General features: G+C 32.4%; 12 protein-coding genes. 5 read left to right on the plus strand and 7 right to left on the minus strand.

The window, feature by feature from the left end; genetic code table 11:
* Nucleotides 1-94: 94 nt before the first annotated feature.
* From KLA_RS06545 to KLA_RS06565, 5 genes are all read right to left on the minus strand, one after another.
* A complete protein-coding gene (locus KLA_RS06545) occupies nt 95-922 on the minus strand; it encodes a S1 RNA-binding domain-containing protein (protein ID WP_013622248.1) in 828 nt (275 codons plus the stop codon).
* Nucleotides 923-1,009: 87 nt separating this feature from the next.
* On the minus strand, nt 1,010-1,354 hold the full coding sequence (locus KLA_RS06550; protein ID WP_013622247.1) for a DUF2853 family protein: 345 nt from the start codon (nt 1,352-1,354) through the stop codon (nt 1,010-1,012).
* Between the two features lie 41 nt (nt 1,355-1,395).
* The gene (menD, locus tag KLA_RS06555) at nt 1,396-3,153 is read right to left on the minus strand and encodes a 2-succinyl-5-enolpyruvyl-6-hydroxy-3-cyclohexene-1-carboxylic-acid synthase (protein ID WP_034644632.1); all 1,758 of its coding nucleotides are present in this window, start codon (nt 3,151-3,153) and stop codon (nt 1,396-1,398) included.
* A gap of 65 nt (nt 3,154-3,218) precedes the next feature.
* Nucleotides 3,219-4,328 (minus strand): chorismate-binding protein, encoded by a 1,110-nt coding sequence (locus KLA_RS06560; protein ID WP_034644633.1) that lies wholly within the window; start codon nt 4,326-4,328, stop codon nt 3,219-3,221.
* Nucleotides 4,329-4,332: 4 nt separating this feature from the next.
* On the minus strand, nt 4,333-4,758 hold the full coding sequence (locus KLA_RS06565; RefSeq protein WP_013622244.1) for a PaaI family thioesterase: 426 nt from the start codon (nt 4,756-4,758) through the stop codon (nt 4,333-4,335).
* A gap of 92 nt (nt 4,759-4,850) precedes the next feature.
* On the opposite strand from KLA_RS06565, the gene KLA_RS06570 reads away from it, so the two are divergent.
* Nucleotides 4,851-5,498 carry an alpha/beta hydrolase gene (locus KLA_RS06570; RefSeq protein WP_034644634.1) on the plus strand — a complete coding sequence of 216 codons (648 nt, stop codon included), beginning with the start codon at nt 4,851-4,853 and terminating at the stop codon, nt 5,496-5,498.
* Nucleotides 5,495-6,061 carry a GNAT family N-acetyltransferase gene (locus KLA_RS06575; RefSeq protein ID WP_034644635.1) on the plus strand — a complete coding sequence of 189 codons (567 nt, stop codon included), beginning with the start codon at nt 5,495-5,497 and terminating at the stop codon, nt 6,059-6,061. Before KLA_RS06570 ends, KLA_RS06575 begins: the two co-directional genes overlap by 4 nt.
* Nucleotides 6,062-6,064: 3 nt before the next feature.
* Here the strand turns inward: KLA_RS06575 and KLA_RS06580 are convergent, their stop codons facing one another.
* A complete protein-coding gene (locus KLA_RS06580; RefSeq protein ID WP_051456052.1) occupies nt 6,065-6,967 on the minus strand; it encodes a hypothetical protein in 903 nt (300 codons plus the stop codon).
* Nucleotides 6,968-7,132: 165 nt separating this feature from the next.
* Nucleotides 7,133-9,037, minus strand: coding sequence for a molecular chaperone DnaK (gene dnaK / locus KLA_RS06585; RefSeq protein WP_013622240.1), 1,905 nt, complete (start codon nt 9,035-9,037; stop codon nt 7,133-7,135).
* A gap of 235 nt (nt 9,038-9,272) precedes the next feature.
* Between dnaK and KLA_RS06590 the strand changes: the two genes are divergently transcribed.
* The 3 genes from KLA_RS06590 to KLA_RS06600 are packed head-to-tail and all read left to right on the plus strand — an operon-like array spanning nt 9,273 to nt 13,062.
* The gene (locus KLA_RS06590; protein WP_034644636.1) at nt 9,273-10,697 is read left to right on the plus strand and encodes an L-serine ammonia-lyase; all 1,425 of its coding nucleotides are present in this window, start codon (nt 9,273-9,275) and stop codon (nt 10,695-10,697) included.
* A gap of 25 nt (nt 10,698-10,722) precedes the next feature.
* Nucleotides 10,723-12,567 (plus strand): Xaa-Pro dipeptidyl-peptidase, encoded by a 1,845-nt coding sequence (locus KLA_RS06595; protein ID WP_034644637.1) that lies wholly within the window; start codon nt 10,723-10,725, stop codon nt 12,565-12,567.
* 3 nt (nt 12,568-12,570) lie between these two features.
* Complete coding sequence (locus KLA_RS06600; protein WP_013622237.1) at nt 12,571-13,062, plus strand: hypothetical protein; 492 nt, start codon at nt 12,571-12,573, stop codon at nt 13,060-13,062.
* The last annotated feature ends 1 nt before the right edge of the window (nt 13,063 follow it).

The raw sequence follows: 13,063 nt of genomic DNA on the forward strand, positions 1-13,063 counted from the left end.
AACGTTTTTTACACTAAAATAAAATAATGAATAACTTAATTTATATAACAAAAATAGCGCTGTAGGTTTTATTTTACAAAATAACGCTAATTATTTAACTCAAATATATTCCGTCTGATTTAATTTCTATTTTTCGTTCTCTGTATAATGTTCCTATTCCTTTTTTAAATGCTTTTTTACTTAGCTCTAACTCTCTTTTAATATCTTCTGGATCAGATTTATCATGTAAACCTAAAAAGCCTCCATTTTCTTTTAATTTTTCGTAAATAGCATTAGCTACTGGTTCTAAAATTAAATGACCTAATGGCTGTAATGAAACATCAATTTTATTATCTGGTCTAATATTTTTTATATACCCTATTTGTTTATCTCCAATGGCAATATCTTTAAAAACCTCATTAGCGTAAACTAATCCTTTATGTAAGTTGTTAATTATTACCTCCCAACCAAGGTCTGTTTTTCGAGTAAACAAAATATTAACCTCATCATTATTATCTACGGTTAACTCTTCATTAGATAAAAACTTATCTAATTTGTTAGATGCTACCAACCTATCTGTTTGTTCATCTAAATAACAATAAACAATATACCATTGGCCGTCTACCATTTTTGTACGTTGTTCTCTAAAAGGCACTAACAAATGTTTTTCTAAACCCCATTCCATAAACGCACCAAAATTATTAACCTCAGCTACACGTAACAAATGAAAATCGTTACGTATAATATAGGGTTTTAAGGTTGTAGCAATAGGTCTTTCATCATAATCTAAATAGCAAAATACAGTAAGCATATCACCTATTTCAAAATTCTCTGGCACATACTTATTTGGCAATAAAACATCATTACCATCTGTATCTCCTAAAAACAACCCAACACTGGTGTCTCTTAATATTTCTAAAGTGTTATATTTTCCTAATTCCATTTTAACTATTGTATGCTTGCAAAAGTACAGTAAAAAAAAGAGGCTACCTTGTTTAAGGTAGCCTCTTTTACATAATTCTTTAAAATTCTATTTATCGTAAACAGACTCCTTTTTAAAGTGCTGAGCTAATTTATAATAAACTACAGCTCTATGCTTATTTTTGTTAGATGATCCGTATTTGTCCATAACAGTTTTAATACCCTCCATTAATTTTGGGTCATCACTCATTCCTAATTTTTTCATTAAGAAGTTTTTCTTAACTGTTTCTAATTCTTTCTCATCAGAACCAGATACTTTAGAAGAGTCTTTATTATAAATAGAAGGACCTAATCCAATAGTAACCTTTGTTAATAAATCCATATCTGCCGTTTCTCCAAATTTATCTTTTAAATCGGCAGCGTACTTTGCAATTAAATCATCTCTTTGGCTCATAATTTTAATATTCTTTTGTATAGTTAATGTTAATAATGCTTCTAAGATATAAAATCAAAATAACTAAGCAAAATTTTATTGTTTATAATTCTAGGGGTTTTTACCTCCAATAAAATTGCCTTGTCAGATTCTTTATAAAAATCTTCTAAATGTTGGTTTAATGTATTTTCATCATTAGCCAACTTATAATCAACATTATACATATTACACAAGTTTTCTATTTCTAAATTGTGTGCCGTTTCAAAATAGGTTTTATAGTTTTCGGTTTCTTCTTGTCCTGGTAAAATTCTAAAAATACCACCTCCACTGTTATTTATTACTATTATCCTAAAATTTGGTTTTACATAGTTGTTCCAAAGTGCATTACTATCATATAAAAAACTTAAATCTCCTGTAACTAAAAGGGTTGGCTTTTTATTATATATTGATGCACCCACTGCTGTAGAAGTACTACCATCTATACCACTGGTTCCGCGATTACAATACACTTTTAAAGTATTTTTTAAGGGAAATAACTGTGCATACCTTACCGTAGAACTGTTAGACAAGTGTACTTGGTAACCATCTGGGATACTTGGTAGTATTTGAGAAAAAGCCAACATATCTGAAAACGGAATAGTTTTTAAATATGCTTCTCTTTTTTCTTCATAATTTAATTTAACCTTAGACCATTTAGCGTAGTATGTACTATCTACAAATTTTGTTTTATCTAAAAAAGCATTAAAAAAAGTATTTGTATCTACTTTAAAATGATGAGATAAGCTATAAAATGTATTGTATGCTTTTTTACCATCTATATGCCAGTGGTGTTTTGGCTTGTACGTACGTAAAAAATGTTTTATTTTTTTTGATACTATTAAACCTCCAAAGGTTAGTAAAATATCTGGCTTTAAGGCTGTAAATAATTCTTCTTTGTTTTCAGATTTTTCAATAGGTGCTAAAATGCTATCTATACTATTAAAAAAAGTAGAGTGATGTATGTTAGATGTTGTCTCTGTAAAAACAATAACAGATTCATCTTCTGCAACCTCATCTAAAAATTGCTGTTCTACAACATTAGGCTTATTAACTCCTACTAAAATCATTTTTCTGGTAGACGTATTCCAAATAGAAGCAAAATGATCTAATTTAGAGCAACTTTCTGGTATAGTCTCCTCCTCTTCTTTAACCGTTGGGTATACACAACTATATTCTTCTGTATTGTATAACGGCTCTTCTAAAGGTACATTAATATGTACTGGCGCATACTCATTTACAGCATAGTCTATTGCATTTTGTAGCTCTGCGCTATTAAATGTATTAATGTCTTTTTGCTGCTCTTCTACTGTTTTTTTTGCAGATAAAAGTTGTTCTCCAAATTTTTGTATAGTAGTTGTTGCATGAGAGACATCTTGTTTTAAATTAGCTTGGTAGCCTATATGGTTTTTAAAAACGTTTTCTTGTCTAATAGTTTGTCCGTCTCCAATATCTATTCTGTAACTTGGCCTGTCTGCAGAAATAACCAATAAAGGAATATCACTATAAAAAGCCTCTGCAACTGCTGGGTAGTAGTTTAACATAGCACTACCAGATGTACATACAACGGCAACTATTTTACCTGTATTTTGTGCAATACCTAATGCAAAAAATGCAGCACAACGTTCATCAACTACGCTATAACATTTAAAATATGGGTCTTCTGTAAAACCAATGGTTAATGGTGCGTTTCTAGAACCTGGTGATATTACTATATCTTTTACCCCTTTTGCCTTACAGTGTAATATTACGGATTGGGCAGTAGGTATGCTAGAGTATCTCAAATTATAAGAATATTTATTAGTAAATAACTAGTGCAAAAGTACTGCGTAAACCGTTGTTTACCCAATTATTTTAAAATAATACGCAACATAGTACCACTTTTGGCTACAGTTTCTTCCCATTCTTTTTCTGGGTTAGACCCAATGGTTATACCGCCACCCACATATACTTTTACTACATCTTGGGTTAACTCTGCGCAGCGTAGATTAACATATAAGTTACTAACTTTTGTTATGGCTGTATAAGCTCTATTTTCTATATTTCTTTTAGTTTTAGCCCTAAACTGCTCTTTACTAAAATTTAGTTCTCCCAAAAAGCCTGTATAAAAACTTCTGTTGTAATTTTCATGTGCTAGTATAAACTCCTTTGCAGCAAGTTTTGGAAATCCACAAGTAGCTGGTGTTGGGTGTAGTGCTGTTAAAATCTCTTTTAAATTGTTATGCATTACTCCCGTTATTTTTGTGCGCAAGTGCCAAAGTTTACCTGCTCTTACAGATGCTACACTACCTGCCTTTAAATTAACAACCTTATCTGCTAGCTCATTTTTAATAAACTGCGTAACTACATCTTGCTCATTATACTCTTTTTCTCCCCAAACAGGCTCCTCGCCTTCTTTGTAAACTTGTGTACCTGCCAATGAAGAAGTCTCTATACGTTGGTTTGTAGTTTTTAGCAATACTTCTGGTGTAGCCCCCAACCACATCCCTACTTTAGGGTGGTACCACAAATAACAAAAAGCGGTTTTGTAAGTAGCCAACAACTCCTTAAATAATGCTAAAGGTTCCTTTTGGGTTATTTTTTCTATACTACGTGATAAAACAACCTTTGTTAACAGCCCTTTAGAAATAGCACTAACACCATTTTTTACAAGTGCTATATGTGCCTCTTTTTCTGTTTGGATTGATGTATTAACAGTACTAGCATCTGCAGTAGATTTTGTTTGTTCTTCTGCACTATAATTTGTTGTTATTATAGTTTTATTTGGAATTAAAATTGATGCAGAATTACTATCAAAAGGAGCAAATACAAAGCCAGACTCCTGATAATCTTTTACGTAGTGTAAAACAGCATCTTCTTGCAACACAGCAGCAACTACATCTTCATTAGGTTTTCTGTACACTACAAAAGGTTTTTGTGCATTAAGTTGCTCTTGTAGTTGATCAAAAAATTGATTCATTAAATTACTTTTTTCTTGGTAAAGAAATAGTTGTTAGTTTACATAAAGACACCAACTCTCCAGCATCATTAGTAATTCTAATTTGCCAAAGCTGCGTAGTTCTTCCTTTATGCATAATGCTGGCTTTAGCATACACATTACCATCTTTAACACTCTTAACGTGGTTTGCGGTAATTTCTAATCCGCGTACAAAATATTCTTGTCCGTCTAAAAAAATATAAGACGCTGCACTACCAACACTCTCTGCTAATGCTGCTGTTGCTCCTCCGTGTAAAATTCCGTCTGGTTGGTATACCTTTGGTGTTACTGGCATTTTTGCAACTAAAAAATTCTCTCCTACTTCTACATACTCTATATCTAATGTTTCCATTAGCGTATTTTTAGAGTTTTCATTACAAATACGTAGTATTTTTTCTTGAAATTCGTTCATCTCATATTTTTTTGTAAAAATAATCAATCCAAATACAACAAAAGCTATAACTTTAAATTTTGATTTTTTTACACATTTGAAACTACTGTTTTATGCAGCCTACAGAAAAAGAAGTAACATACACAACCACCAACTCTTATGCTACACTTAACTCCCTAACCAAAGACACTAAAAACATTTGGCTTGTATGCCACGGCATAGGCTATTTAAGCAGATATTTTTTACGCTATTTTAACGAACTTAGTAGTAAAGAAAATTATATAATTGCTCCACAAGCTCCTTCAAAATACTATTTAAATAATAAGTATACTCATATTGGAGCTAGTTGGCTTACTAGAGAAAATACAGTTACAGAAACTAAAAACGTTATTGCCTATTTAAACAAAGTATACCTTGCAGAAAATATTCCTGAACATTGCAATTTTATTGTTTTAGGATATTCCCAAGGGGTATCTGTGGTAACAAGATGGCTAGCTCAAGAAAAAATTGAATGCAGCCACATTGTTTTATATGCTGGCACTGTGCCTAATGAACTCTCTAAAACAGACTTTACATATTTAAACAACAATAAAACCAAAACAACTTATATAGTTGGTGATGAAGATGCCTTTTTTGATGAAGACCGAAAGAAAGCAGAAAAAATAAGAATTAAAAACATTATAGACCCAAACACCAATTTTATAACCTTTAAAGGTGCACATGAGGTTAAAAAGGAAATAATAAACTCTTTAGTAGAATGATACACAATGTAGACAATTTAAAGGATAACGTTGTACAACTAATTCCTTTAAAAGAAAAACATATAGATCTGTTATGGCCAATTGCACAACAAATTGATGTATACAAATATGGTTCTAATGACATATCTACACTAAAAAAACTAACTAATTATATACATACAGCAATAGAAGACAAAAACAGTATTCCTTTTGCTGTATTTGATATGAGAACATCTGCTTACGTAGGTTCTACCCGATTTGGTAATATAGATGATAAAAATAAAGTTTTACATATAGGTTGGACGTGGATTTCTCCTAATACTCAAGGTACCGGATTAAACCACAAAATGAAATACCTTATGCTTACCTATGCTTTTGAAAATTTAAATTTTAACAAAGTTGAATTTCGTATAGATGAAAGAAACATTAAATCTAGAAAAGCCGTAGAAAAACTTGGAGCATCCTTAGAAGGTATATTAAGACAAAATGTTATTACTAAAAATAACATTAAAAGAAACTCCTGCTGCTACGGTATATTAAAAGAAGAATGGGCAATAATAAAGCAACAGTTTTTTAATACATAAAAATTATTGCTTAACAGTTTTCTCTTCAGCAGGTATTTCTTCTTCTGGGTAATATTCTATTTTACGTGTAGTATAGGTGTTATCTGGTGATATAACTTGTTTTATCCAATTTCCTTTATCCCCATCAAATTGATGCATATAGGTTATATCATAAGTAGTTTTTTCTTTTTTAACGGTTATTTTATCTACAACTTTGATATCATTTTTATAAGTATATATTTCCTTTTTATCTAACATAAACTTATTTCCTGTAGCGTCTGCAACAAAATAATCTTTATAAACTATTGTTCCATCTTCTTTAGTAACTACTTCTTCTGCCTTTAAAGGTTTGCCATCTAAAAACTGTTTCGTTAAAGTTATTTTTAATTTCTCTTTTTTTGCATTTGTTTTGTAAGACTCGCGTATGGACTTTTGTATTTTTCCGTTTAAGTAAAATGTTTGTTCTTTTTCTGTATCAGTAGTTGTATAAGTTATAGTTGTTTCATCTACCTCTTCATTATTAATACGTTTAATAACCTTTAATTTACCCTGCTCATCAAACTCATACTCATATTGGTCTAAAAACTTTTTACTGTATGTAAGTATTTTTTCTGTTATATGTTTATTACCTGTAGTATCAATAGAAAAAATATGCGCTATAGATGTACTTTTATCAAAGGCACCATCTCTATAGTTTTCTAATCGTTTTTCTAATATTTGATTGTTTTTGTATTTGTAGTAAGTTATACTATAATCTTTATCTGTATAGCGAGTTATAGATTTTGTTAATTTCCCATCTTTATTAAAGTAAAACTCTTCTTTACCGTAATTTGTAATTACAGTACTTTTTTTAACATTACCAATTAAGTTAAAATCTGCTTTAGTAAAAATACGCAGTTCTTGTGCCATTGTTAAAAATGGCAGCATAAGAATAGTTAGTAAGTATAGGTTTCGCATGGTTAAAGTCATACTCCAAAATTAGGTTATTTATTACTCATAAAAAATAAAATGCAACGTAAAAATTGTAGTTATATGTACTAAAAAACCCACTAAAAATTAATTTAGTGGGTTTTAATATAGTTATAAAAAATGTTATTTTACTTCTTCAAAATCAACATCTTCTACATCATCTCCTTCTTTTGCTTCTGCACCTGCAGCTGCATCTGGTCCTGGAGCTGCACCACCCTGAGCTTCTGCTTGAGCTTTGTACATTTCCTCAGAAGCACCTTTCCAAGCTTCATTAATTTTATCTAAAGCAGGAGCAATAACTGCTAAGTCTTTTGTTTCATAAGCTTTCTTTAACTCTTCTAAAGCTTCTTCTACTGGTTTTTTATTAGCATCAGATATTTTATCTCCAAACTCTTTTAATTGCTTTTCTGTTTGAAAAATCATTCCATCTGCTTCATTTAACTTATCTGCAGTTTCTTTAGCTTTTTTATCTGCTTCTGCATTAGCTTCAGCTTCAGCTTTCATTTTTTTGATTTCTTCTTCAGTTAAACCAGAAGAAGCTTCAATTCTAATGTCTTGAGATTTACCTGTAGCTTTATCTGTTGCAGATACTTTTATAATACCGTTTGCATCAATATCAAAAGTTACCTCAATTTGCGGAACACCTCTTTGTGCTGGTGGAATACCATCTAAATGAAAACGACCAATTGTTTTGTTGTCATTAGCCATTGGACGCTCTCCTTGTAAAACGTGTATTTCTACAGATGGCTGATTATCTGCTGCTGTAGAGAATACCTGCGATTTTTTAGTTGGTATTGTAGTGTTAGCCTCAATTAACTTAGTCATTACACTACCCATAGTTTCAATACCTAAAGATAATGGTGTAACATCTAATAATAATACATCTTTAACATCACCAGTTAAAACACCACCTTGTATAGCTGCTCCTACTGCAACAACCTCATCTGGGTTAACACCTTTTGATGGTTTTTTACCAAAGAATTTTTCTACTGCTTCTTGTACTGCTGGGATACGTGTAGAACCACCAACTAAAATTATCTCATCAATATCACTCTTAGATAAACCTGCAGATTTTAAAGCAGACTCACAAGGTGCTATTGTTCTTTTTACTAAATCATCAATTAACTGATTAAATTTAGCTAAAGTTAATGTACGTACTAAGTGCTTTGGCCCAGAAGCTGTAGCAGTTACGTATGGTAAGTTAATTTCTGTTTGTGCAGAAGAAGACAATTCAATTTTAGCTTTTTCAGCAGCTTCACGTAAACGTTGTAAAGCCATTGCATCTTGACGTAAATCTATGCTTTCTTCACTCTTGAATTCATCAGCTAACCAATCTATAATTTTTTGATCAACATCATCACCACCTAAGTGCGTATCTCCGTCTGTAGATAATACTTCAAAAACACCATCTCCTAATTCTAATATAGATACATCATGTGTACCACCACCAAAATCAAAAACTACTATTTTTTGGTCAGTATCTTTTTTGTCCATACCGTATGCTAAAGAAGCAGCAGTTGGCTCGTTAATAATACGCTCTACTGTTAAACCAGCAATTTCACCAGCTTCTTTAGTAGCTTGTCTTTGCGCATCATTAAAATATGCAGGAACTGTAATTACAGCTCTAGAAACATCTTGTCCTAAATAATCTTCTGCAGTTTTCTTCATTTTTTGAAGAATCATTGCAGACAACTCTTGTGGAGAGTATAAACGTCCGTCTATATCAACTCTAGGCGTATCGTTATCTCCTTTTACCACTTTATAAGGTACTCTATCTGCTTCTTTGCTAGACTCAGAGTATTTGTTCCCCATAAAACGTTTTATAGAATATATGGTTTTATTAGGATTTGTAACCGCTTGTCTTTTAGCAGGGTCACCAACCTTAATTTCTCCACCTTCTACAAATGCAATTACAGATGGTGTTGTTCTTTTCCCTTCTGCATTTGGAATAACAACCGCTTCATTCCCTTCCATTACAGAAACACAAGAATTGGTTGTACCTAAATCTATACCAATAATTTTACTCATATTATATTACTTAAATAAATTAGCGTTTATATTTATATTTTGCTTTTAGATAGACAAACAATATGCCAAGCAAACAAAATATGACAAGGTGGCAGTGCTACTTCTATTTTTTTAAAATTCTAAGTATATTTAACCAAAGACCACATTATAACTGTAAACAAACAAAAACTATAAAAAGGTATAATATATGATTCCAAAATGTATATTTGTCCACAGTAATAAAACGTTTTCGTAAATGGAATGTATCAGTGTTTTTGATATGCTTAAAATTGGTGTGGGGCCATCTAGCTCACACACTCTAGGACCTTGGAGAGCTGCAGAGCGATTTTTGCAGGAATTACAAGAGAAGCACCCTATAAATAGTGTAAAAACTATACATACAGAATTGTATGGCTCATTATCTTTAACTGGTAAAGGGCACGCCACAGACCTTGCAGTTATGTTAGGACTCTCTGGTGAAGATCCTGTAACTATGCAAGTACAAAATATTGGTATTATTATAGACACCATAAAAAAAAATAACCAATTATTATTACTTGGTAAATATGCCATTACATATAATACTACAGAGCATATTGTGTTTTTAAAAACTTCTTTGCCATTTCATGCAAACGGTATTAAGTTTTCTGCCACTTTAGACAACGGTACCATTTACGAGGATACTTTTTATTCTATTGGTGGCGGTTTTGTTGTTAAAGAAGAAAGAATACACGCCAAAGAAAATATACAAGTATTTAAAACTTTTCCGCATCCTATAAATTCTGGAGTTGCTCTTTTAGAACACTGTAATAAGGGTAATAAATCTATCTCTGACATAGTTTTAGAGAACGAACTATCTTTACGTACACCAGAACAAGTAGATACCGACTTAAAAGCTGTTTGGGATACTATGCTAGAGTGTATGCATATTGGCTGCCACACACAAGGTACTTTACCTGGTGGTTTAAATGTTCGTAGACGTGCTTTTGATATGCATGAAAAACTAAAAGGAGACCTTAGTTACAACTCTCCTGAAGAATGGTTGCAAACTATACGTAAAACTGAAGTTAAGTTTAGACAAATACTTAAATGGGTTAGCTGTTTTGCACTAAGTGTTAACGAGGTTAATGCCTCTTTAGGAAGAGTAGTTACCGCACCTACTAATGGTAGTGCAGGTGTAATACCAGCCGTTTTAATGTATTATATGGTTATTGAAAACCATAATGCAAATTTTAGTCACATAAAAAAGTTTTTATTGGTAGCCGGAGAAATTGGTAGTTTATTTAAAAAAGGAGCTACAATATCTGCAGCTATGGGTGGTTGCCAAGCAGAAATTGGCGTGTCATCTGCAATGGCAGCTGGTGCACTAACAGAATTACTAGGCGGTACACCAGAACAAGTTTTAATGGCTGCAGAAATAGCCATGGAACACCACTTAGGCTTAACTTGTGACCCTATAGGTGGTTTGGTACAGGTACCTTGTATAGAACGTACCTCTATGGGAGCCATAAAAGCAATTAACGCTGCAGAACTTGCCTTAGACACAGATCCTGCAAATGTAAAAGTACCTATAGATAAAGTAATTAATACAATGTGGGAAACTGCAAAAGATATGAACTCTAAATACAAAGAAACATCTACAGGTGGTTTAGCTGTTGGTGTATTTTTAAGTGATTGTTAAACACTTGTAATGCAAAATATTTATTATGAATAAAAGACAACCTAGCGTACGCAATATTTTTAATTTTTTATTTTTTTTAATATCGATTGTTGGTATTGCACAAACCCAAAAAACTACTCCTGTTTTTAAAGATGGTGAAGCACAAATTGTAGAAGGTTTTAATAATCCTGATAAATGGATACGTCATTATCTATTTGTAGAAACTACTTTTGATACTGATGGCGACGGCAAATTAGACCGTATGCATGTTAGTGTTACAAGACCAGAGCAAACTGAAACGGAAGACCTAAAACTTCCTATTATCTTATGTTCTAGTCCGTATTACGCTGGCACAGCTACTGGCGCTGAAGAAGGTTTATTTTGGAATGTAAAGCATGAACTTGGTAAAAAAGCTCCAGAACGTTCTCACCCAGAGGTAGTACGTAAAGGCAAACGCCCAATAATATCTAACTCACATATAAAAAAATGGGTTCCTAGAGGATACATTGTAGTACATACATCTGCTCCAGGAACAGGATTCTCTCAAGGTGCGCCTACAGTTGGTGGTCCAAACGAAGCTCTTGCTCCAAAAGCTGTTATAGATTGGCTTTGCGGACGCGCTAAAGGATACACCTCTCCTGATAACAATGAAGAAGTAAAAGCATTTTGGTCTACTGGAAAAGTAGGTATGACGGGAACATCATACAACGGTACAATTCCACTAGCAGCTGCCACTACTGGTGTAGATGGTTTAGAAGCTATTATACCTATTGCTCCAAATACATCATCATACCACTACTACCGCTCTAACGGTTTGGTTAGGAGTCCTGGAGGTTATTTAGGTGAAGATATAGATGTTTTATATGATTTTATACACAGTGGAGACCCTGCCAAACGTGCTTATAACAATAAAACTATTAGAGATACCGAGCTAAAAAACGGTTTAGACAGGGAGACCGGAGATTACAATGAATTTTGGGCAGGACGTGATTACCTTAACAAAATGGGACCTATGAAAGCAGCTTTATTAATGTCTCACGGCTTTAACGACTGGAATGTTATGCCTGAACATAGCTACCGTATTTACAAAGCTGCTAAAGAAAAAGGATTACCAACACAAATATATTACCACCAAAACGGACACGGAGGTCCGCCACCTATTAAAATTATGAACCGTTGGTTTACTCGTTATTTACACGGAGTAAAAAATGGTGTTGAGAACGATAAAAAAGCGTGGATTGTTCGTGAAAATGATAGTCCAAATAACCCAACTCCTTATGATGCATACCCAAACCCTAATGCATTTAACGTTACTTTATATTTAAAAAATGGAGCTCCTACACAAGGAAAATTAGTTTTAAAACCTACAAAAAAGCAAGCTCCAGAAACCTTAGTTGATGACCACAACATATCTATGGAAGAATTGGCGCAAGCTACATCATCAAAAAACAGATTGGTGTTTACTACCCCTACGTTAACAGAGGACATTCACATATCTGGTATAGCATCTATTACCATAAAACTTGCAAGTAGTAAACCAGCTGCAAATTTATCTGTTGCTTTAGTTTCTTTACCTTGGAACACAACTGAAGGCACTGTTATTACAGACAATATTATTACTCGCGGTTGGGCAGATCCTCAAAACCACAAATCTATATCTAAAAGCAAGCCATTAAAGCCTGGTAAATTTTATACTATGACGTTTAATTTACAACCAGATGACCAAATTATAAAAGCTGGTCAGCAAATAGGCTTAGTTATTTTTTCTAGTGATAACCAATTTACTATTTTACCAAAACCTGGAACAGAACTAACTGTAGACACTAATGCTACAAAAATAACTTTACCAATTGTTGGCGGACAAGAAGCATATAAAAAGGCAGTAAAATAAACTATGGAGGACAGAAACTCACTAACATTTAAAGGATTTTTAAAGGTAATGTCTGTAATGCACATTGCCTTTTCTGTTGGTTTAATATTTTTTACAGCTGTTATGTATTATCAACAACAAAAATGGGAATTTAACATACCAACCAACAGTATTTATATTGTACTAGTACCGCTTGTAGCTATTACAGGTATTTTTTTAGGCAACTATGTTTTTAAAAAGAAGATAGAACCTGTTTTAAATAAAAAATCATTAAAACAAAAACTAGACGTTTACCAATCTGCTCTATTGTTTAAATACGCTTTTATAGAAGGTGCAGCTTTTATTTGTTTACTATTTTCTTTATTTAAAAGCAACTTACTTTACCTAGCCATTACCGTAGCTATTATTGTTTACTTTTTATTTTTAAGACCAACAAAAAATAAAATAGAACAACAGTTACAACTTAAGGGGGAACAAAGAGAACAGTTTAAAAGAGAAAATGATGTAATAACTTAAC

This window comes from Cellulophaga geojensis KL-A, assembly GCF_000568425.1.
Lineage (GTDB): Bacteria > Bacteroidota > Bacteroidia > Flavobacteriales > Flavobacteriaceae > Cellulophaga > Cellulophaga lytica.